Genomic DNA, 20,485 nt, shown 5'->3' with positions numbered 1-20,485 from the left:
AGGTGCTTTTCTTTATAAATGAGGAACCACAAGACCTCCATACAAAAACGCCGCGATAATCAGGAAGGCCGGATGCATCTTGAATTTTGTCAAGGCAAGGAGGGAAATCCCCGCAATCACTATCGCTTGAACCCAGCCGATCGCTTTGATGCCGTCTGCGCCGATTTGCCAGGTAAGAATGAGCATCATGACGGCGATGACAGGCTGGACGGACAGCGTCATACCTTTGATGACAGGGGATTGGCGGAAGCGCTGAATGATGCGCAAGAGGACGATCAATGCGAGCGCCGACGGTACGACAGTGGCGATCAGCGCAATCAGGAACCCGGGCCACCCGCCTGCGCTGTAGCCGACATACGCCGCGATTTTGGTTGCGATCGGGCCCGGCAATGCGTTCGCAAGTGCGAGCATATTTGAGAATTGATCGTTTGAGAGCCAGCTGTATCTGTTGACGACTTCTTCAAACATCAGCGGGATCGACGCCGGTCCGCCTCCATATCCGAGTACGTTTGCGACAAAAAACGCCATAAATATATAAATCATGATCATGAGGCCGACATTCCTTTATCTTTTGAACGTTTATTTGTGATTTTGTCCTTTAATTTAAAATGAAACGCGCCGTACGCCAAGAAAATGATAATGACAAAGCCGGGGTTGATCTGCAGCGTTTGCAGGCCGATAAAAGCGATGATAAAAAACAGGATGCCCGTGACCCAGCCGAATCCTTTAAGCGCTTTTTGGCCAAACTCGTACGCCATGATGCCGAGCATGACGGCGATCACCGGCGTGACGGCGCCAATCATGCCGGCAACAACCGCTGAGTGGCTTAAGACATTGACAGCGGCAAACAAGCCTGCCATAGCAAGACATGTAGGCAGAATATGGGCGAGGATTGCCAAGATTGCGCCTAACGTGCCTTTCAGCTTGAAGCCCAGATACGCAGCCATTTTTGTGGCAATCGGTCCGGGAAGCGCATTAGCGATGGCTAATATTTCTCCGAATTCATCATCATCTATCCATTTGTATTTATTGACGGCTTCATGGCGGATGAGCGGGATCACCGACGGTCCGCCCCCGAATCCGAGAATGCCCGTTCGGACCATCGCCGCCGTAATGTCCCAATAGGGATGTTTCATGGCTATGTCCTCCTTACAGCTTCATGCCCGTTCTGCTTTTATACCGTTTAATCAGCATTTGGCAGTCGACGCTGACGACGCCTTTTTGCGTATAGAGCCGTTTTGTCAAAAACTCTTCCATTTCCTGATCATTTGCGAAAATGCCGTGCATATGCAGCTTGCTCGGTCCGGTCATGTGATAAAGGCTTGTCACGGCCGGCTCCTTTTCAAGCTTTAATGCGGTTTCCTCCAAATACTGCGGCTCCACCTCCACATTAAAAAACACGGACACATGACGGCCGATTTTCGCCGGGTTGATGACAGCGGTGAATTTTTCAATCACACCGGCATCCAGTAAATGCTGAATGCGGTGCTGAACCGCCACTCGCGACAGGTTAACCCGCTTTCCTACGTCTGTATAGGAAATCCTCCCTTCCTCGTGCAAAATCGAAAGAATCTGTTTATCCGTTTCATCAAGGACAAGATTCGGAATGCTGTATTCATGTTCCAACCCGCTTCACCTTCCTTCATTTGGTAGACATTATTGTATCATGAAACATTACGGTATGAAGGGAGAAATTTTTTATTGTTTTCGATACGTAATAACTTAGAATTATTTCTTATCGAAAAGTAAATAGTGTGTGAGATTTTCTTTCAGGAATGTGGATGGCCGCGAAGCCGCTTTTTATACTTGAGAAAATTTGTAAAGGGGCTTGCCATGAATACTTCAACCATCGGAACGAAACAAATGGTCGTCAGTCCGCATTATCTCGCTTCTCAGGCGGGGGCCGGCATTCTGGAAAAGGGAGGAAACGCGTTTGACGCGGCAGTGGCGGTCAGCGCCTGTCTGGCAGTTGTGTATCCGCATATGACGGGTCTTGGCGGGGATTCATTTTGGCTCACTTACCATAAAGAAACGGGACGAATCAAAGCTTATAACGGGAGCGGACGTTCAGGGAAGCATGTGACGAGAGACTTGTATCGGGGCAGAGAAGCGATCCCTCTGCGCGGGACAGAAAGCGCCATTACCGTTCCGGGAATGGCGGACAGCTGGGATGCCGTGCTTTCGGCGTACGGGCGTCTTTCTCTCGCTGAGGTGCTGAAGCCTGCTCTTGATTATGCGGCAAACGGATTTCCGGTGTCCGCCGACCAGTGCGCCCACACAGAACGCAATCTCGCTCTTTTAGCCTCGATGCCTTACACCTCGGCCATTTTTACGAGAAACAAAAAAGCGCCCATGCCCGGTGAACGGTTTGTCCAAAAGGATCTGGCGGCCAGCTTAGAGCAGCTTGCCGAGAAAGGCAGAAGCGCTTTTTATGAAGGAGATCTCGCTCAAAGCATCATATCCTTTCTGCAAAACAACGGCAGCCGTCTGACACTTGATGACTTTAAAGCCCACCGCGGCGAGTGGACGAACCCGGTATCCTCCGATTACCGCGGGTGCAAAATCTATCAGGCTCCGCCGAATTCACAGGGCTTTACAGGCTTAATGACGCTCAATATATTGGAAAACTATGATTTTTCTCAGATCGAACACGGTTCCTTTGACTATTATCATCTGCTGATCGAGGCGCTGAAGAAGAGTTTTCAGCACCGGAATGAAGTGCTGACTGATCCGGCATTTTCTCATATTCCGCTGGATCGGCTGCTTGATAAACGGTATGCAAAGCAGCTTGCGGAAGAAATCGGTAACGTGGCTGCGCCGGCGGTAAGCCGGCCGGTCGGAAGCGACACTGCTTATGCCGCCGTCGCCGATGCGGAAGGAAATGCCGTTTCCTTTATTCAGAGCCTCTATTTCGAGTTCGGATCTGCCGTTACAGCGGGGGAGACGGGCATTCTGCTGCAAAACCGCGGGTCATTTTTTTCGTTGGACGAATCCCATGTCAATACACTTGAACCCGGCAAGCGGACGTTCCACACCCTCATGCCGGCGATGGCCTGTAAAGAAGGAAGGCCGCACATCCTGTACGGAACCCAGGGAGGAGAAGGCCAGCCGCAAACTCAGACAGCGATGATTACGCGCATCATTGATTACAAAATGGACCCCCAGCAGGCGATCAATGAGCCGCGCTGGGTCTGGGGACGGACATGGGGAGAGGAGTATGAAGGGCTGAGGGTTGAAAGCAGAATCAGCCCTGAAACAAGAGAAGCCCTAAGGCAGAGCGGCCACCGCGTCGAGACCGTTGGTGATTTTGACGGGCTTATGGGCCATGCGGCAGCGATCGTCATTGATGAAGAAGGCTTTCTCCGAGGCGGGGCCGACCCGCGCGGCGACGGAGCGGCCGCAGGAGTATAGAGCATGATACGCTAACTGATGAAAAAAATAAGCACGCCAAGCGCGGCAGAAAGACCCGCGTAAAACGAATCGTACACATATTGCTTTTCCTCCAGCCGGTGCCGCCATTCCATTAAGCCGCTGCAGCAAAATAGCATGAAAACAACTCCCGCAAATACGTACATTTCATTGAAAAAATTCACCGCTGCGATGCCCGTAATAAGCAGTGTGATTTCAATTAATCGATGTGTGCCGTTTATCGGCTTCTGCTTTTTAACAGGCTTTGGCAAATTGAGAACTTTGACGGCAAATACTTGAAACATAAGGCTGAGCAAAATAAATACGGCTGAAAAAATCAGTAACTGAGTGAAATCCATCGTGTGCCTCCTAAAAATGTGCCGCTCGTTTCATACGGGTGAGGACCTTGTAAGTTTCGGCATTCTACAAGACATTAGGCTGAGTTACATGGTAAAAGGCTCAAAAAGACCCCTTTCGAAAGGGGTCTTTTTGACTAGTTTCTTCTATTATAATGGTTCCTGCTTCAGGTCGGGCGGACAAGCGTATATGTCTTCCCGAGTCTGGCGTATTCATTCCCCGCGAGCCTTGCCGCAGGTTTCAGCTCATCTGTCCGTATGTAGCCTTTATCGGCGTCATATACTTGGTCATTCAAATGAAAACAAACGACTCTGCCGATGATGAGGTCTGTCGTCGTTTCTCCGCTGTCATTTTGGAACGGAAGATGGCGTTCGAGTATACATTCAAACCTGACCTTTGCTTCTTTTATACCGGGAACGCTGATGCAAGCGCTGTCTGTCACAGAAAGGTCTGTCATGCCAAGCTCACTGACAACAGGATCAAGCCTTGCCGCCGTTTTGTTAATGTCTTCAATAATGGACTCATCACTGACGTGCACCACGAATTCCCGATGAGCGATTGCGTTTCTCGCGGTGTCTTTCTGCCGCCCGTCCGCGCGGCTGACTGAGATGGCCAGAAGCGGCGGTTCTGCGGAGACAACGTTATAGAAACTGAAGGGCGCCGCGTTTACGGCGCCGTTGATGGATGACCGCGTAGTGACAAATGCGATCGGCCGGGGAACGACTGTGCCCGAAAGCAATTTGTAAGTGTCTTTTGCGTTCAGTTCGTCTGCTCGTAAGATATGCATGATTTCGGCCGCCTTTCTTTATCGTATGACCTGATTATACAGAAAGAAAATTCGGAAACACAACAAAAGAAAACCGGCTGCATATCTTATCACGTGGCATATATCTGATTGAGGAAAAAGGCTTCCGTTTAGCCGGCAGCCTATTTACGAATGGTGTTACTTGTAGTTTTTCTTTACAACCCAGATGTTCCCGTCTTTCCAGTACTCTGTTTTGCTGCAGTAATCGTCTTTTTTGCAAGGGTCTTTTTTATGAGGACGATAAGGTTTTTTCTGCGTGCGTTTTTTCTTGCGGCGGCATGATTTTTTGTGGCTGCGAGATTTTTTGTGAGACCGGCAAGATTTTTTACGGCTGCGAGATTTTTTGTGAGACCGGCAAGATTTTTTACGGCTGCGAGATTTTTTGTGAGAACGGGACTTTTTATGGCTGCGAGATTTTTTGTGAGAACGGGATTTTTTATGGCTGCGAGATCTTTTGTGAGAACGGGATTTTTTATGGCTGCGAGATCTTTTGTGAGAGCGGGACGATTTTTTATGACTGCGAGATTTTTTGTGAGAACGGGACTTTTTATGACTGCGAGATTTTTTGTGAGAACGAGATTTTTTATGGCTGCGAGATTTTCTCTTCTTACTGCTTTTTGGTTCTTGGTACAAATAATCTTCCAATCCCTCGGTGCTTGCGGACTTTACTGCTTCTTCGATATCAGAATGGGAATAGTGGCCCATTTTGAAACCTCCTCATGATATATGTTTTAAGGATGCGATCCTTACTACCACATAGTACGCATGGATGAAAAAAGTGTATGTGTGATTCGCTGAGTTTTATATAAAAAGCACAGCCTAAATTAATACAGGGAGGGTTACTGATGAAAGACCAATCAACATTGCCTCTATACCAGCTGTTTATTCACCCGAAAGACTTAATGGAGCTGAAAAAAGACATTTGGGATGATGATCCGGTGCCCGCGGTGCTGAGAGTGAATCAAAAACGGCTTGACATTGATCTGGCGTACCGCGGCTCTCATATAAGAGATTTTAAGAAAAAATCGTATCATATCGCTTTTTATTCGCCGAAAACATTTCGCAGGGCGAAAGAGATACATTTAAACGCTGAATACAAAGATCCGTCGATGATGCGGAATAAGCTGTCTCTCGATTTCTTCGCGGAGCTTGGGACGCTGTCACCAAAGGCGAATTTCGTAACCTTGCAAATCAATGGCAGACATGAGGGGGTGTATCTTGAGCTGGAGTCAGTGGATGAATATTTTCTGGCGAAACGGAATTTGGCGGACGGCGCTGTTTTTTACGCGGTTGATGACGACGCCAATTTCTCCCTCGTCAGTGATCTGGAGCGGGATACGAAAACATCGCTCGAACTTGGTTATGAAAAGAAAACGGGAACGAAAGAAGACGATTTATACTTGCAGGATATGATCTATAAAATTAATACTGTGCCGAAGTCAGAGTTCAAGGGGGAGATCGTCAAACACTTGGACGCCGATAAGTATTTGCGGTGGCTTGCGGGCATCGTGTTTACCTCAAACTACGATGGATTTGTTCATAATTACGCTTTGTACCGGAATCATGAAACGGGACTTTTTGAAGTCATTCCGTGGGATTACGATGCGACATGGGGAAGAGACATTCACGGTGATCGGATGGAGGCCGATTATGTCAGAATACAAGGGTTTAATACCTTGACTGCAAGGCTTCTGGATGAACCGTATTTCCGCAAAGCGTACAAACGGCTTTTGGAAGAGACGCTTCAGACCCGGTTTACCATTGAATATATGAAGCCGAAGGTCATGTCACTGTATGAGCAGATCAGGCCGCATGTCGCGAAGGACCCATATAAGAAAGAGGAGATTGATTGCTTTGACCGGGAGCCTGAAGTGATTTGCGAGTACATTAAGGAGCGGTCCGCCTTCATCAGCAGTGAGTTAGAGCGGTGGAATATCTGATTTGGAAATGAAGAAAGATTTTTTACAAATAGGCTGGTGAATCAGTTCCCGAAAATAATCGTGATACGTATATATGCATTATGCTTTTTACATTATGAGAAAAATGACTAGGAGGACAATAGATGAAACGCAATACGAAGCGGCAGCGGTCTGATGACAACTTTTTGCATGCGATGGAAGGAAAAGTGATTACTGTCTACCGGGGAGGCCCGGAGTCCAAGACAGGGAGATTAGCAGACATTCAATCGGATTATATCGCTCTTCAGGTTGATAATAAAATCGTTTATTATCAATGGAAACACGTGAAAAGTGTGACGGAAAATACGAGTGAAACCGTATCGCCGGCCGAAGCGGCAGAATGTGAAAAAGCTGATGATTTTCAAGACCTGATCAGCCGGATGACCAATCGCACGGTGCAATTGAATCAGGGAGGTCCGGAATCGAAAAGAGGAAAGCTTCACGAAACAGGGGATGATTTTCTCGTGCTGGAAACGGAAGATGACGGAATTGTATATTTTAACGCCGACCATGTCAAAAGCATCAGCGCGGAACAAGAAGAGGACGGCCAAGAGGAGGAGCGCCCGGAATTTGAAATGGCTGATGATTTTCACGGCATATTTAAACGCCTGATCCACAAATGGGTATCCATCAACCGCGGAGGTCCTGAAGCCGTTGAAGGTATACTTGTGGATAATTCCGACGGCCACTACACTCTTGTGAAAGATAAAGAAGTGCTGCGGATCTATCCTTTTCATATCAAGAGCATCAGCGAAGGGGCAAAAGGCGCAGCTAAAAAAGAGGAGAATAAAGACGACGAGAATAAAGGTGAGAAAGAGAGCGCCGAAGAAGAAAAGCCGCATGAAGAAGAATCACGCGAAGAGAAGCGTACTTCCTCTAAAAAGTCGAAAAGATCATCAAGATCCGTTCGATCCTCAAAACGGGAGAAAGAGGTCTCTTATAGCTACGCCACTGTATTAAGGACAATAGATTATCGGTGGAAACGCGGCCGTAAATGATTGGAAAGATTGTCCGTAAACGCGGGAGAGGGGGGAATGAAATGGCTGGATTAAGCAGATTTCTGGATAAACAAGTCGATATTGAGATATCGGGGAATACGACATTTTCAGGAACTCTTTTGGATATCGGTCAGGATATCATTGTGATTCATGACGGCCGGACGTTTCTTTATATTCCGCTGCTGCATCTTCAGCGGATGACATTGACGCTCCCGGACGAAGAGAATAAAGAACCGTACGCAAGAAAAAAAAGTCCGCATCCCGAAAAACAGGAACATTCATTTTCTTACCGGAATACCCTCCAGCATATAAAAGGCAGATTTACAGAAATATTTGTTACGGGAGACCGTTCTATTCATGGGTATGTGACAAGTGTTTTAAATGATTATTTTGTTTTCTTCTCTCCGGTTTATAAGACTCTTTTCATCTCGATGCATCATTTGAAATGGCTGACACCCTATTCCGATGAGCAGACGCCGTATACATTAAACAGTTCAGAGCTGCCGGTTGTTCCCGCTAATGTGCCCCTTGTCCGGAATTTTGAGGAGCAATTAAAAAGGTATATCGGGAAGCTGATTATTCTGGATTTAGGAGATATACCGAATAAAGTGGGGCTGTTGCAGGATGTCTCAGATAATATTCTTGAATTGACCAATGCAGACGGCGATACTGTTTTTTGGAAATTGAATCATTTAAAGACCATGCACCTGCCATAAATGATAAAACTGCCTCTCTTATACAGCAGGCAGTTTTTTTATGGGAGCTAAAGGTAAATCCAACTGATCCAAACATATAAAACGGTAATGGTAAACACGACGGTGAGAGGGACAACGATAATGGTCGTTTTGATATATTCTGACCAAGAAACTTTTTCGCCGTGCTGTCTGATGATATGCATCCAGATCAGCGTGGCTAATGTCCCGATCGGCAGAAGCAATGATCCGATATCACTGCCGATAATATTAGCCAGATAAATGATTTTTACGGTTAATGGGTCGATGGACATTTCAGTTAATGTCAAAGTGCTGATCATTAAGGCGGGATGGTTATTGAACAAATTAGAGAGGACGGATGTAGCAATGCCCATAATAGATGCAGCGTGGGCAATGCTTTGTGAGACATAAGGTTCAATAGACTGAACAAGCAGCGCCGTCAGTCCGATATTATGCAGTCCGTAGATGATAATGTACATCGTGAAGGCAAAAATAAAGATATGCCAAGGCGCTTTCCTTAATAAGTCTGCCGGTCCGATTTTTAAATAAAACCATCTCCAGCCAAGCAGGATGACTGAACTGATGACAGCCACGAGCGAAACGGATATGCCGTTGTAAGAAGCTGCAAACAGACTGATCCGGACGAACAATACAAATGCCAAAACACAAAACATGATGTTCGTACGGCTGTTTTGGGTCGGGTCTGGCGGAGGCTGAAGCGGGTGATATCGTTTGTGTTCCAGCGAATCAAAATGAACCGGAATATCGGGGAGCTGTTTCGGCAAACGGCGGTAAAAAACGGCAAACAGCAGAAAGGCCATAAACACCAGTCCCAGCGTGCCGGGGATAAACATCATATTGGTGTACAAATAAAGGTCCATGCCTATCATTTTGAGAGAAATTAAATTGACGATATTACTGACGCCGATCGGGGTGCTTGCCGCCGTCGCAATTAATACGCCGCTTATTAAATACGGTGTTTTCTGATGTCTTTTAAGTCCGAGATATTGTAAGACCAATAGTAAAATAGGAGTGGTGATTAAGACGCTGCCGTCATTATTCAGAAAGAGCGTCATTGAAAAACAGAGCAGGTTGGTCAGCCAAAAAAGCCGGATGCCCGATCCCTTGGCGCGGTGAAGCAGTTTGGCCGCCGCCCAGTTAAAAAAACCGAAGCTTTCCAGCGCGATCGCCATAATCATTGTGGAGATAATGGTGATTGATGCTCCGGTGACTTTTGACCCTATATCCCCCAAATCATGAAAGGAAACGGTTCCGCATAACAAAACGAGAATGGCGCCCAGCGACGCCGGAACGGCTTCATTTAATCCCCCGGGTCTCCAAAATATAAAAATAATGGTCACAAAGAAAGAAATCAGGGTCAAAATGACGGTAATATGTGTAATGTGTTCTGCCTCCTTTTAGATGGGTCATTGCCGCCCCGTTATTTTTATCCCTCCTGATCAGTTGTACTGTATGTATACGGGTACAGGTCGTAAGGTGTACTGAGCGTTTCTACCAATTTAGTAAAATTCCATAAAAGCACAAAAAAAAGAGGCTGCTTTCGGCGGCCCTCTTTTTTATGCATTTTCCTTATCCGCCTGCAATAAAGCCTGACGTTTATTCATAATATCCAGAAAATGTTTCAGAATCGGGTTTTGATTATCCTTGCGGTAGGCAATGACCCATTCGGCAGTGAGCTGCACCTGATTAATGCCGCGGTAGGCGACTTCGAGATTAAACAGCTTTTTAGCAGAAGAAGGCACGAAGGTTACGCCGATACCGGCACTAACCAATCCGATCACCATTTGATACTCCGTCGCTTCCTGAACGATTTTCGGTTTGAAGCCCGCCTGCTCGCAGTAGTTTACAAACTCTAGGTATAAAGTCGGCCATGTTTCTTTCGACAGTGTGATAATCGGTTCATTTTTTAAATCCTGAATGTCGATTGTCTGTTTAGCGGTAAGCGGGTGCTGCTTCGGCAAAGCCAGAATGCACGGACTGCTCTGCACCTTTTCCATATGTAACGCGGAATGCTGTAAAGGCGGATGAAGGATGCCGATATCAATGTTCCCCTTCAGAAGTTCTTCCTGCTGTCTGAAAGAAGAAATTTCACGCAGATCAAGCTTGACGGAGGGGAATTTTTCGCGGAATTCCCGAATGATCGGCGGCAGAAATTCATATGTGGCCGAGCCGACAAAACCGACGACAAGGCGGCCGAGCTCTCCCCGCGCCGTTCTCTGCGCCATTTCAATCGCTTTGTCTATTTCTTCGATCGCGTTTCTGCTGTGTTTTAAAAAACTTTCTCCGGCAGCTGAAAGCTCTACAACCCGTTTCGTGCGCTTTAATAAGGTCACGCCGACTTCCTTCTCAAGCTGTTTGATCTGCTGGCTGAGAGGCGGCTGTGTCATATTTAACCGAAGCGCAGCTTTGCCGAAATGAAGTTCTTCGGCAACGGCAATAAAGTATTGAAGATGGCGAAGCTCCATCCTTATCCATTCCTTTCTCTTTGTTAATTATTCGTGAAACATATTAATCATACGGCGAATTGATATTGGAGGTCAATTTCCAAAGAGTGTATAGTGAATAATATCACAAATTACTTAAAATTTTATATTTAATATGCATAATAAGGAGTGAGGGTGTTGGCAAAAGCAACAAATGAACTAAAAACCTCTGAAAAAAATCGGGGGGCGGAGCTTGTTGTTGATTGCTTAGTGGAGCAAGGTGTCACACATGTTTTTGGCATTCCGGGTGCAAAAATTGATGCAGTATTTGATGCGTTAAAAGATAAAGGACCTGAACTGGTTTTATGCCGTCACGAACAGAACGCTGCATTTATGGCTGCGGCTGTCGGAAGACTGACTGGAAAACCAGGCGTTTGTCTCGTTACTTCAGGCCCGGGGGCATCCAACTTGGCGACCGGCTTGTTAACGGCTAATACAGAAGGTGATCCGGTAGTGGCGCTGGCGGGTAACGTCATTCGCGCAGACCGGTTAAAACGGACACACCAATCATTGGACAATGCGGCGCTATTTCAGCCGATTACAAAATACAGTGTAGAAGTACAGGAAACAGGGAATATACCAGAAGCGGTAACAAACGCCTTCAGGGCAGCGTCAGCAGGTCAGGCAGGCGCGGCTTTTGTGAGCTTTCCGCAGGATGTTGTGAATGAAATCACAAACGTGAAAAACGTACGCAGCGTGCCGGCGCCGAAACAAGGCCCTGCACCGGAAGAAGCGGTCAGCGCGGCTATCGCGAAAATCCAGACGGCGAAACTTCCCGTTCTGTTAGTCGGCATGAAAGGCGGAAGACCGGAAGCGGTAAAACAAATCCGCAAACTGCTTGCCAAAACAAAACTGCCTTTCGTAGAAACGTACCAAGGGGCCGGCACATTGTCCAGAGAGCTGGAAGACCAATATTTCGGCCGGATCGGACTGTTCCGCAACCAGCCGGGCGATCTTCTGCTTGAACAGGCGGATGTCGTATTAACGATCGGTTATGATCCGATTGAATACGATCCGAAGTTCTGGAACGTAAACGGCGACCGTGCTATTATCCATCTTGACGAAATCCAGGCCGATATCGATCATGCCTATCAGCCGGAATTAGAATTATTAGGCGATATCGCCGCTACGGTTAAACAAATTGAACACGACGCTGTGACATTTGATATGGGCAGCCGTGAACAAGAAGTGCTGAGCGAATTAAAACAGATGCTCACAGACAGCGAGAAGGCGCCAAGCGACCATAAATCCGACAGAGTGCACCCTCTGCAAATCGTCCAAGAACTGCGCAATGCAATTGATGACGACGTAACCGTCACTTGCGATATCGGTTCTCACGCGATCTGGATGTCCCGCTACTTCCGCGCTTATGAGCCGCTGAAACTGTTGATCAGCAACGGCATGCAGACATTGGGCGTAGCGCTTCCTTGGGCGATTGCCGCCACATTGGTGAATCCGGGTGAAAAAGTCGTATCCGTTTCAGGAGACGGAGGATTCCTGTTCTCTGCAATGGAATTGGAAACGGCAGTCCGCTTAAAAGCGCCGATCGTTCACCTTGTATGGAATGACAGCACATATGATATGGTCGCATTCCAGCAAATGAAAAAATATAACCGTACATCATGCGTAGATTTCGGAAACATTGACATCGTAAAATATGCAGAAAGCTTCGGCGCCACCGGCTTGCGCGTTGAGTCACCGGAACAGCTGGCAGACGTGCTGCAAAAAGGCTTGAACACAGAAGGCCCTGTCATCATTGACATTCCTGTCGATTACAGTGACAATGTTCATTTATCAAGCGACATGCTTCCGAAGCAATTCAAAGAAAAAATGAAAGCAAAAGCTCTCTAGCACTCTGCGCACCATGACCTGTTTTCTAAAACAGCCCAATTTAAAAGGAGTGAAGGGAATATGAAAAACGCAAGCGACATCCATATGATGAGCCGCGGAGAAAAAGGCTCACCTGAGGATCAGATCTATCAAGTATCCACAATGACATCTCTGCTGGACGGAGTATATGACGGAGATTTTGATATGGCTGACATTCCGAAGTTCGGTGATTTCGGAATCGGCACGTTCAACAAACTGGACGGCGAATTAATCGGATTTGACGGAGAATTTTACCGTCTGCGCGGCGACGGTACGGCTACGCCTGTTAAAGGCGGAGACCTGTCACCATTCTGCTCATTCACATTTTTTACGCCGGATATGACGCATACGATCGACGGCGAAATGACCCGTGAAGAATTCGAGCAGGAAATCGCCAGCCTTCTGCCTAGTAAAAACTTATTTTATGCGATCCGTTTAGACGGCGTATTTAAAAAGGTGCAGACAAGAACGGTAGAACGCCAGGAGAAACCGTACGTTCCGATGATCGAAGCGGTAAAAACACAGCCTGTGTTCAACTTTGACGACATCCAGGGTACAATCGCCGGCTTCTGGACGCCGGGTTACGCAAACGGCATCGCTGTTTCCGGATATCACCTGCACTTCATTGATGAAGGACGCAATTCCGGCGGACACGTGTTTGACTATGTCATTAAAGATTGTAAAGTGACCATTTCTCAAAAAATGAATATGAACCTCAAGCTTCCGAATACGGCGGACTTTTTCAACGCAAATTTAGATAATCCGAATTTTGCGAAGGACATCGAAACAACCGAAGGAAGCCCGGAATAAATTAAAAAAGAAAGCCCCATTTTTCTCGGGGGCTTTCTTTTTATTTGGCTGAACCGGCAAAGATTAGGTAAAATACAGTCAAAAGGGAAAGGTGTGGTAGCTGTGAAAGTATTGGTATTAGCGGTTCATCCTGACATGAACAACTCAGCGGTCAATAAGGCGTGGACAGAAGAATTAAAAAATCATGATGAAATCACGGTCCGTGAGCTTTATAAAGAATATCCGGACGGGAAAATAGATGCGGAAAAGGAACGGCAGCTGTGTGAACAGTATGACCGGATCGTATTTCAATTCCCGCTGTACTGGTACAGTGCGCCTCCGCTTTTAAAAACATGGATGGATCATGTGCTGGCGTATGGATGGGCTTACGGCTCCAAAGGAAAGGCGCTGCACGGCAAAGAATTGCTGCTGGCTGTTTCCGTAGGTGCCGGAGAGGATGCATATCAGGCAGGCGGGTCTAACCATTTTTCACTGAGCGAGCTCTTAAGGCCGTTTCAGGCAATGGCTAATTTTACGGGTATGACCTATTTGCCGGCTTTTGCGATGTACGGGGTAAGCAGCGCCGATGCTGCGGCTATCCGTGACAATGCCAAACGCCTGGCGGATTACATAAAGAAGCCATTTTAGAGTTGTATGCATTCATCTTCATCCGACAATATTTCCTGAGAAATATTTCGAACCTTAGACGTTTCTGACTGCTCAAGAAAGAAAAAACGGATTTCGCGCTGAATTTGCGAAAACCGTTTTGATATTATGTCAGTTTTTGCAGATCTTTTGTGCTGATATATCCCGTTGCGCCCCCGTAATCGACAAGCGCCCAGCCGAAATCAATGCCGCCGCCGGATGTCTTTTTCCATCCGAGGAAAGAAACGCTCGTGTTTTTAGCAAGGGAAGCTTTGACCGCTTGTTTGTCTGTATATACTTTTGTTTTTGCCGTCGTTTTTACGGTTGTTGCTTCTTTAACAATATAATGAGTAGATACAAATCCTGTTTTTCCGTTTTTATAATGTACTTTTGCCCAGTCAGCGTTCTGGAATGAAACGATCTTTAAGCTGTCGCCTAAATGAAGGGTATCAGCTCTCGGACTGGCTGCTGATGCTTTTGTTCTGACGTTCAATGCTTCCGCGGAAACGAGATAAGAGTCAAGCGGGTAGCTGTACAGATCGTCAATTTTGACCGCTTCTTGCGCGTGTGTCTCCGGAAGAGGCGTTATTCCGGCAGCTGAAGCCGCTGTTATTCCCGCTGCAAGGGTCAGAATGGATGCCGCTTTGGCTGTTTTCTTCATCTGTATCTCTCCTTTTACTTCATCCTTTCACGTTTTACCGGAAGTCTAAACATCGGCCGGTTATTTTTGTGTTTGAAGTTTCAATGGAGCGGAAATGGTTTTTTTGACTTTTTCTCCTTTGAGCACCTGCTCCGCCGCTTCGGCTGCCAGTTTTCCGATCAGCTCCGGCTGCTGGGCGACCGTGGCTGTCAGCTTTCCGTTTTTAATGGAAGAAATCGCATCTTTATTTCCGTCGAAACCGACGACCAAAATGTGTTTGCCCGAGCTGTTAATCGCTTCGAGCGCCCCGAGTGCCATTTCATCATTATGGGCGAACACGGCTTTAATATCCGGATGTCCCTGCAGCAGGTTTTCCATGACGGTCAATCCTTTTGTACGGTCAAAATCCGCCGCTTGCTTTGTTACGACATCCAGCTTTTTGTCGGCAATATGATGAAAGCCCGTTCCGCGTTCCCGTGTCGCGGATGCGCCCGGCACCCCTTGCAATTCAGCCACTTTGGCGCCTTTTCCGAGCTGATCGGCGAGGTAGTCAGCCGCCATTTCTCCTCCTTTGACATTGTCAGAGGCGACAAGCGTTTCGACTTTGCCGTGTTCGGCTGAACGATCAAGCGCAATGACGGGAATGCCGAGGGAATTTGCCGATTCAACGGCTGTTGAAATCGCTGATGAATCGGTCGGATTGATCAGCAGCGTATCGACTCCCTGCTGGATCAAATCTTCTACGTCATTTGACTGTTTAGATGAATCATTTTGGGCATCGACAATAATGACCTTCATGCCCCGTTTTTTGGCTTCCTTTACAACGCCTTCTTTTAATGAAACGAAGAACGGATTGTTCAATGTAGAGACGGAGAGCCCGATAGTGAATTCTTTTTTATGTTTTGTGTTTGACGGTTTTGCCCATTGTGGCGGTTCAAGTGAACAGGCGGACAGCAAAAACAGTGATAATGCCGCGATCGTGATGATGGCTTTCTTCATAATGGTCCTCCTACTATGCCGATTTTTTGCGGTCCAGCAGCACCGCGATTAAAATGACGATTCCTTTGACGACGAGCTGATAAAAAGATGATACGCCGAGAAGGTTCAAGCCGTTGTTCAGCGTTCCGATAATCAAAACCCCGATCAGCGTACCGATGATGCGCCCTCGGCCACCGGATAGGCTCGTTCCGCCGAGAACGACCGCTGCGATGGCGTCCAGCTCGTATGATTCCCCGGCCGTCGGCTGTGCGGAATTTAAGCGTGATGTCAGAATCGCTCCTGCCAGCGCCGATAATAAACCTGTCAGAGAATAGATCATGATCTTGATGCGGGGCACTTTGATTCCCGATATCAGCGCCGCTTTCTCATTGCCGCCGATGGCGTATGTCCGGCGGCCGAACGGTGTTTTGTGCAGAAGAACCCACAGGGCCGCAAATGCAATCAGCATCGTAATGGCAGGTACGGGAATGCCGAGAAAATAACCGCGCCCGAATAATTGAAATGCGTAATTTGAACCGAGCCCCGTAATCGGATTTCCGTCCGTATAGACGAGGGTCAGTCCGCGAAAGACGGTCATTGTCGCCAAAGTGGCGATGAACGGCGCCATTTTTCCTTTTGTGATTAATAATCCGTTTATCATGCCGAGTACGGCGCCGATCGCGCAGCCGATGATGACGGCTAAGATCGGATCGATGCCTGAGACCATCATACCTGCGACCAATGCGCTCGATAAGGCGAGGATGGCTCCGACAGAGAGATCAATGCCTCCCGTTAAAATGACAAACGTCATTCCGAATGCAATCAGAGCGTTAATCGCAACCTGCCGAAGAAGGTTGAGAATATTGAGGGGTTCAAGAAAACTCGGGTTTAAAACGGAAACGATCAGCACAAGAATCAGTAAGCCGAGAAACGGACCGAGTTTTTGCGTAAAGGTATGAATGGAAAATCGCTTTTGTTCAGTTGATGTCATTGGTTCAGTTTTCATTCTGCTGCCCTCCCGTGGCAAGTGTCATGATGTGTTCTTGTGTTGCGCCGGCCGCATTGATTTCTCCGCTGATGCGCCCTTCGTGGACGACGATGATTCTGTCACTCATGCCGAGAATTTCCGGCAGCTCGGAAGACACCATGATGATGGCGACTCCGCGATCGGTCAGTTCATTCATTAATGAATAGATTTCCCTTTTCGCGCCTACGTCGACGCCTCTTGTCGGTTCATCAAGGATGAGAACTTTCGGGCCGATTCCGATCCATTTGGCGATGACGACTTTTTGCTGATTTCCTCCTGATAAATGCCGGGCGGCGGTTTCCGGAGATGCGGTCTTAATGGTCAGACGCTTGATGAGCAGCTCAACGAACTCCGCCTCGCGTTTTCGGTCAATGATGCCTTTCGGAGAGAAGCTGGTCAGGTTCGGCAATGAAATATTTTCACGAATGGACGTATCCAGCAGCAGCCCTTCATCTTTGCGGTTCTCCGTAATCAGGCCGAGTCCCTTGCGAATGGCATCGTACGGACCCCGAATGCCGGTTTTTCGGCCGGAAATCCAGATCTCTCCGGAATCGAGCCTGTCAATTCCGAACAGCGCCCTCATGATTTCTGTCCGTCCGGCACCCATTAAGCCGGAAACGCCGAGGATTTCTCCGGCGCTCACATGGAAACTGATCTGTGAAAAGCTTCCTTTTTTTGAGGCGTTTTTCACTTCGAGCACCTTATCGCCGAGTGACGGCGTGCGAGTCGGATACCGATCGGTCAGCTCCCGCCCGACCATTTGTTTGACCACTTCATCAAAATTAGTATCTTTAATATGCGCCGTATCCACAGTGAGGCCGTCCCGCATAATGGTGATCCGGTCGCAAATCGAAAATATCTCTTCCATTCGGTGCGAAATATAGACGATGGATACGCCGTCCCGCTTTAACGCCGTCATCACGTCAAACAGTTTGCTGATTTCCCGTTCGGTCAGCGCCGCGGTCGGTTCGTCCATAATAATGACTTCGGCGTTTGTCATCAGCGCTTTGGCAATCTCAATCATCTGCTGCTGTCCGACGGAACATTGTCCGGCTTCCCGGTCAAGAGGAAGAGAGACTCCCAGTTTTTCAAGCTGTGATTTTGCTAGCGCTTTCATTTTCTTTGTTTCTAAAACGCCGAACGCCGTCGTCAGCTCTTTGCCGATAAAAAGGTTTTCAAGCACCGTCATGTCCGGCCATATATTCAGTTCCTGATGGATAAAGGCGATTCCGTGCTTTTCGGCTTCCTTTGGATTGGAGAAGCTCATATTTGTTCCGTTTATCGTAATGTTTCCCTTGTCGAGCCGGTGGAGCCCGGTGAGCAGATTCATTAACGTCGATTTTCCCGCTCCGTTTTCTCCCATTAAAGCGTGGATTTCTCCCGGCAGAAGCTCAAATGAGACGCCGGAGAGCACTTGGTTTTTGCCGAATGCTTTATGAATGTCTGTCATGCCGATGTGCATGCTGGATCCCTTCTTTCTAGAAAATCACACCCGCCTGCAGGATGCAGTTGGCGTATGGAGTCATTTCACCCGTTCGGATGACGGCTTTTGCTTTCTGTGTGAGCCGTTTGAATTCCTCGTGGGAGATGTACTCGATCGTCTGCGCTGAGAAATGGCTTTCTATGAAACTTGCATTCTCAGGATTTGCGTCTTTGATCTCGGAAGCGGCTATCACCTTTTCGACTGCCATCTCCCCGGCTACCAGGCCGGTCACGTCCCGAAAGGCGGGAACGCCCGCCGTTAAGGACAAATCAATTTTAGGTACGCCGTCAGGGACGGGGAGACCTGCATCGGCGATCGCGATGAGGTCTGTATGCCCGAGATCGGCTAATACTTTGGCAATGTGGCTGTTTAACATTCCGTGTTTTTTCATGACAGCAGCTCCTCAACTTCTTTTCTGGCCGGCATCCCGCCTTGGGCGCCGAAGTGCTGCACGGACAGGGAGGCGGCGCGGTTGGCAAACAGGAGCGCTTGCTCGATGTCCCGTCCTTCCGCGAGTGCGACGGCAAGTGCCGCATTAAAGGTATCGCCGGCTCCCGTCGTGTCGACCGCTTCTGCAGGGAAGGCGGGAACAAGCCGTTCCGCGGTGCCGTCTGAGTAGCGCACGCCTTGTTTTCCTTCGGTAATGAACAATTTGCCGGGATAGCCGGCGAGCGCTTCTTCTTTCGTCCGGTCAGGAAATAAAATGGATGCTTCATGTTCGTTCGGCGTAAGATATGCGGCATCCTCAATCGTCGATTGTTTCAGCGGCCGGGCCGGCGCGGGATTCAGGATAACCGGAATTTGCTGCGCGCGGCAGTAGCTGCACACTTCTTCAACGGTTTCTTCAGGAATCTCCTGCTGGATCAGCACGATATCAATGCCGGGAAGTTTTGCCAGCGCACTTTTGGCATAATCGGGGGAGATGTCATCGTTTGCGCCTTTTACGACGACGATGCTGTTGTCTCCTTCTGCGAGCACAATATGAGCCGTTCCGCTTTTTTTATGTGTAACCGTTTCCATATAGTCCGTATTGACACCGTTTGCCTTCAGGTTTTCAATAATCGCTTTTCCGTAGCTGTCATTGCCTGCTTTTCCTACCATATATACGTTTGCGCCCAGGCGGGAAGCGGCTACGGCCTGATTTGCGCCTTTTCCTCCGGGCACAGTTTGAAAGTCTGTGCCCAGTACGGTTTCTCCGGCTTTCGGACGCCGATCGGATGTGACGACCAGATCCATAGAACAGCTTCCGATAACACAAATTTCACTCATGGTGATCATCCTTTCTCGTCGTTTGTCTTCTTATGTAAGTCACGGGCAGTTGAATGGCCGTCTCTTTCGGCGGCTCTTTCTTTATCAATTGCAGCAGCAGGTTTGCCGCTTTTTTTCCCATCTCATATGCAGGCTGGCGGATGGTTGAAAGAGGCGGAAACAAAAGCCTGCTCTGCGGAATATCGTCGTATCCGATGATCTGAATCTCCTCCGGAACTTTTTTGCCGAGCCGCAGCGCCTCATGGAGGACGGCAGCCGCCGCAATGTCGTTGCTGGCAATGACTCCGTCGGTTTCTGGGTATGCTGCAAACAATTCTTCTGCTAAAATGGCGGCATCCTTGATGGAAAATGAAGCGGCAGAGATGACATTGAACTGCGCGCCCGCTTTTTGCAGCACATCAAGTGCGCCGTTAAAACGTTCCTGAGCGGTCGGAAGGTGGGCTGGGCCTTTGACAAGCGTGATGCTTGTGCTTTTGCCGCGAAGCATTTCCTCAGCCGCCCGTTTTCCGCCTGCCCGCCCGTCACTGAATACGGCTGGGGCGCCTTCTTTTGTCCGGTCCAGAAATACGACCGGGTAAAGGCTGCCGCTGTATTCGGGAAGGTCGGGGTAATGGGTGGCCGCCAAAATACCGGCAACTTGATTTTGTTTAAATGTTTGCAGGTAGTCGAGTTCTTTTTCCAATTCTTCATCGCTGTTGCCGATGATCAGCCGGTATCCTTCCCGCTGCAACTCGTCTTCAGCCCCGCGGGCAAGCTGAGGGAAAAAGGGATTCGTAATATCCGGAAGCAAAAGCCCGACCAGTCTGGATTCTCTTTTATAAAGAGAGCGGGCAACTTCATTCGGATAATAATTCAGCTTCTCCATGGCAAGCATGACCTTCGTTCGTGTATCTTCATGCACGTAGCCGTTGTCATTGAGGACACGCGAAACCGTGGCAACAGAGACGCCGGCAGCGCCTGCGACATCTTTAATCGTTGCCAACAAACACTCCTCCTTCATTTATGTAACCGTTTACATAAAAAGAGTAACACGAATCATTTC

The 20,485-nt window shown here is 48.2% G+C and carries 22 protein-coding genes; 7 read left to right on the top strand and 15 right to left on the bottom strand.

Annotated elements, in window-relative coordinates; all coding sequences use genetic code 11:
• Window positions 1-12 precede the first annotated feature (12 nt).
• Genes chrA through chrS form a run of 3 tightly spaced genes read right to left on the bottom strand, consistent with a single transcriptional unit; the run spans window position 13 to window position 1,626 of the window.
• Window positions 13-549, bottom strand: coding sequence for a chromate resistance efflux protein ChrA (chrA, locus tag AR442_RS15605; RefSeq protein ID WP_021494837.1), 537 nt, complete (start codon window positions 547-549; stop codon window positions 13-15).
• Window positions 546-1,136, bottom strand: coding sequence for a chromate efflux transporter subunit ChrB (gene chrB / locus AR442_RS15600; protein ID WP_053285350.1), 591 nt, complete (start codon window positions 1,134-1,136; stop codon window positions 546-548). The genes chrA and chrB overlap by 4 nt, the downstream gene beginning before the upstream one ends.
• A gap of 13 nt (window positions 1,137-1,149) precedes the next feature.
• Entirely contained in the window at window positions 1,150-1,626 is a 477-nt protein-coding gene (gene chrS, locus AR442_RS15595; RefSeq protein WP_007407537.1) for a chromate efflux transcriptional regulator ChrS, read from the bottom strand.
• 207 nt (window positions 1,627-1,833) lie between these two features.
• Between chrS and ggt the strand changes: the two genes are divergently transcribed.
• The gene (gene ggt, locus AR442_RS15590) at window positions 1,834-3,411 is read left to right on the top strand and encodes a gamma-glutamyltransferase (RefSeq protein WP_053285351.1); all 1,578 of its coding nucleotides are present in this window, start codon (window positions 1,834-1,836) and stop codon (window positions 3,409-3,411) included.
• A gap of 11 nt (window positions 3,412-3,422) precedes the next feature.
• Here ggt and AR442_RS15585 read toward each other — a convergent pair whose 3' ends face one another.
• From AR442_RS15585 to AR442_RS15575, 3 genes are all read right to left on the bottom strand, one after another.
• Entirely contained in the window at window positions 3,423-3,767 is a 345-nt protein-coding gene (locus AR442_RS15585; RefSeq protein WP_017418774.1) for a DUF4181 domain-containing protein, read from the bottom strand.
• A gap of 164 nt (window positions 3,768-3,931) precedes the next feature.
• The gene (locus tag AR442_RS15580) at window positions 3,932-4,552 is read right to left on the bottom strand and encodes a flavin reductase family protein (protein WP_053285352.1); all 621 of its coding nucleotides are present in this window, start codon (window positions 4,550-4,552) and stop codon (window positions 3,932-3,934) included.
• Between the two features lie 156 nt (window positions 4,553-4,708).
• Window positions 4,709-5,275, bottom strand: a complete 567-nt coding sequence (locus AR442_RS15575; protein ID WP_053285353.1) for a CotG/ExsB N-terminal domain-containing protein — start codon at window positions 5,273-5,275, stop codon at window positions 4,709-4,711.
• Between the two features lie 140 nt (window positions 5,276-5,415).
• Here AR442_RS15575 and AR442_RS15570 point away from each other — a divergent pair, with 140 nt between their 5' ends.
• The 3 genes from AR442_RS15570 to AR442_RS15560 all read left to right on the top strand — a co-directional run bounded on the left by AR442_RS15570 (window position 5,416) and on the right by AR442_RS15560 (window position 8,242).
• Complete coding sequence (locus AR442_RS15570) at window positions 5,416-6,510, top strand: CotH kinase family protein (RefSeq protein ID WP_014419050.1); 1,095 nt, start codon at window positions 5,416-5,418, stop codon at window positions 6,508-6,510.
• 122 nt (window positions 6,511-6,632) lie between these two features.
• Window positions 6,633-7,526, top strand: a complete 894-nt coding sequence (locus AR442_RS15565; RefSeq protein WP_014419049.1) for a hypothetical protein — start codon at window positions 6,633-6,635, stop codon at window positions 7,524-7,526.
• 41 nt (window positions 7,527-7,567) lie between these two features.
• Window positions 7,568-8,242, top strand: a complete 675-nt coding sequence (locus AR442_RS15560) for a hypothetical protein (protein ID WP_007407530.1) — start codon at window positions 7,568-7,570, stop codon at window positions 8,240-8,242.
• A 47-nt stretch (window positions 8,243-8,289) separates the two neighbouring features.
• Here the strand turns inward: AR442_RS15560 and AR442_RS15555 are convergent, their stop codons facing one another.
• Together AR442_RS15555 and alsR are read right to left on the bottom strand one after the other, a co-directional pair.
• Entirely contained in the window at window positions 8,290-9,621 is a 1,332-nt protein-coding gene (locus AR442_RS15555) for an arsenic transporter (protein WP_012118610.1), read from the bottom strand.
• Window positions 9,622-9,816: 195 nt separating this feature from the next.
• Window positions 9,817-10,725 (bottom strand): acetoin biosynthesis transcriptional regulator AlsR, encoded by a 909-nt coding sequence (gene alsR, locus AR442_RS15550; RefSeq protein ID WP_007407528.1) that lies wholly within the window; start codon window positions 10,723-10,725, stop codon window positions 9,817-9,819.
• Window positions 10,726-10,881: 156 nt separating this feature from the next.
• Here alsR and alsS point away from each other — a divergent pair, with 156 nt between their 5' ends.
• The 3 genes from alsS to AR442_RS15535 all read left to right on the top strand — a co-directional run bounded on the left by alsS (window position 10,882) and on the right by AR442_RS15535 (window position 14,049).
• Window positions 10,882-12,594 carry an acetolactate synthase AlsS gene (gene alsS / locus AR442_RS15545; protein WP_032860108.1) on the top strand — a complete coding sequence of 571 codons (1,713 nt, stop codon included), beginning with the start codon at window positions 10,882-10,884 and terminating at the stop codon, window positions 12,592-12,594.
• A 60-nt stretch (window positions 12,595-12,654) separates the two neighbouring features.
• A complete protein-coding gene (gene budA / locus AR442_RS15540; protein WP_003151318.1) occupies window positions 12,655-13,422 on the top strand; it encodes an acetolactate decarboxylase in 768 nt (255 codons plus the stop codon).
• Between the two features lie 102 nt (window positions 13,423-13,524).
• The gene (locus AR442_RS15535) at window positions 13,525-14,049 is read left to right on the top strand and encodes an NAD(P)H-dependent oxidoreductase (protein ID WP_020956445.1); all 525 of its coding nucleotides are present in this window, start codon (window positions 13,525-13,527) and stop codon (window positions 14,047-14,049) included.
• A 124-nt stretch (window positions 14,050-14,173) separates the two neighbouring features.
• Here the strand turns inward: AR442_RS15535 and AR442_RS15530 are convergent, their stop codons facing one another.
• From AR442_RS15530 to AR442_RS15500, 7 genes are read right to left on the bottom strand one after another with little or no spacing between them, the layout of a single operon-like run.
• On the bottom strand, window positions 14,174-14,707 hold the full coding sequence (locus AR442_RS15530) for an SH3 domain-containing protein (RefSeq protein WP_021494846.1): 534 nt from the start codon (window positions 14,705-14,707) through the stop codon (window positions 14,174-14,176).
• 60 nt (window positions 14,708-14,767) lie between these two features.
• Window positions 14,768-15,685: a ribose ABC transporter substrate-binding protein RbsB gene (gene rbsB, locus AR442_RS15525; RefSeq protein ID WP_053285354.1), complete on the bottom strand. Its 918-nt coding sequence runs from the start codon at window positions 15,683-15,685 to the stop codon at window positions 14,768-14,770.
• A 13-nt stretch (window positions 15,686-15,698) separates the two neighbouring features.
• Window positions 15,699-16,670: a ribose ABC transporter permease RbsC gene (gene rbsC, locus AR442_RS15520; RefSeq protein WP_053285355.1), complete on the bottom strand. Its 972-nt coding sequence runs from the start codon at window positions 16,668-16,670 to the stop codon at window positions 15,699-15,701.
• Window positions 16,660-18,153 (bottom strand): sugar ABC transporter ATP-binding protein, encoded by a 1,494-nt coding sequence (locus AR442_RS15515; RefSeq protein WP_053285356.1) that lies wholly within the window; start codon window positions 18,151-18,153, stop codon window positions 16,660-16,662. Before AR442_RS15515 ends, rbsC begins: the two co-directional genes overlap by 11 nt.
• Before the next feature lie 16 nt (window positions 18,154-18,169).
• Window positions 18,170-18,565: a D-ribose pyranase gene (rbsD, locus tag AR442_RS15510; RefSeq protein WP_053285357.1), complete on the bottom strand. Its 396-nt coding sequence runs from the start codon at window positions 18,563-18,565 to the stop codon at window positions 18,170-18,172.
• Window positions 18,562-19,443, bottom strand: coding sequence for a ribokinase (gene rbsK, locus AR442_RS15505; RefSeq protein WP_021494850.1), 882 nt, complete (start codon window positions 19,441-19,443; stop codon window positions 18,562-18,564). Before rbsK ends, rbsD begins: the two co-directional genes overlap by 4 nt.
• A complete protein-coding gene (locus tag AR442_RS15500) occupies window positions 19,436-20,425 on the bottom strand; it encodes a LacI family DNA-binding transcriptional regulator (protein ID WP_053285358.1) in 990 nt (329 codons plus the stop codon). The genes rbsK and AR442_RS15500 overlap by 8 nt, the downstream gene beginning before the upstream one ends.
• Between the last annotated feature and the right edge of the window lie 60 nt (window positions 20,426-20,485).

The organism is Bacillus velezensis (assembly GCF_001461825.1).
Taxonomy (GTDB): domain Bacteria; phylum Bacillota; class Bacilli; order Bacillales; family Bacillaceae; genus Bacillus; species Bacillus velezensis.
Note: the sequence above shows the minus strand (reverse complement) of the source record. Positions and strands in the feature narration are given on the sequence as shown.

Bases quoted from the DNA above. Each gene is read 5' to 3' on its own strand.
- AR442_RS15570 (WP_014419050.1), top strand. From the start codon at position 5,416: ATGAAAGACCAATCAACATTGCCTCTATACCAGCTGTTTATTCACCCG.
- AR442_RS15585 (WP_017418774.1), bottom strand. From the start codon at position 3,767: ATGGATTTCACTCAGTTACTGATTTTTTCAGCCGTATTTATTTTGCTC.
- AR442_RS15560 (WP_007407530.1), top strand. From the start codon at position 7,568: ATGGCTGGATTAAGCAGATTTCTGGATAAACAAGTCGATATTGAGATA.
- alsR (WP_007407528.1), bottom strand. From the start codon at position 10,725: ATGGAGCTTCGCCATCTTCAATACTTTATTGCCGTTGCCGAAGAACTT.
- AR442_RS15565 (WP_014419049.1), top strand. From the start codon at position 6,633: ATGAAACGCAATACGAAGCGGCAGCGGTCTGATGACAACTTTTTGCAT.
- budA (WP_003151318.1), top strand. From the start codon at position 12,655: ATGAAAAACGCAAGCGACATCCATATGATGAGCCGCGGAGAAAAAGGC.
- rbsD (WP_053285357.1), bottom strand. From the start codon at position 18,565: ATGAAAAAACACGGAATGTTAAACAGCCACATTGCCAAAGTATTAGCC.
- AR442_RS15515 (WP_053285356.1), bottom strand. From the start codon at position 18,153: ATGCACATCGGCATGACAGACATTCATAAAGCATTCGGCAAAAACCAA.
- ggt (WP_053285351.1), top strand. From the start codon at position 1,834: ATGAATACTTCAACCATCGGAACGAAACAAATGGTCGTCAGTCCGCAT.
- AR442_RS15530 (WP_021494846.1), bottom strand. From the start codon at position 14,707: ATGAAGAAAACAGCCAAAGCGGCATCCATTCTGACCCTTGCAGCGGGA.
- rbsC (WP_053285355.1), bottom strand. From the start codon at position 16,670: ATGAAAACTGAACCAATGACATCAACTGAACAAAAGCGATTTTCCATT.
- AR442_RS15580 (WP_053285352.1), bottom strand. From the start codon at position 4,552: ATGCATATCTTACGAGCAGACGAACTGAACGCAAAAGACACTTACAAA.
- chrA (WP_021494837.1), bottom strand. From the start codon at position 549: ATGATCATGATTTATATATTTATGGCGTTTTTTGTCGCAAACGTACTC.
- rbsK (WP_021494850.1), bottom strand. From the start codon at position 19,443: ATGAGTGAAATTTGTGTTATCGGAAGCTGTTCTATGGATCTGGTCGTC.
- chrB (WP_053285350.1), bottom strand. From the start codon at position 1,136: ATGAAACATCCCTATTGGGACATTACGGCGGCGATGGTCCGAACGGGC.
- rbsB (WP_053285354.1), bottom strand. From the start codon at position 15,685: ATGAAGAAAGCCATCATCACGATCGCGGCATTATCACTGTTTTTGCTG.
- AR442_RS15575 (WP_053285353.1), bottom strand. From the start codon at position 5,275: ATGGGCCACTATTCCCATTCTGATATCGAAGAAGCAGTAAAGTCCGCA.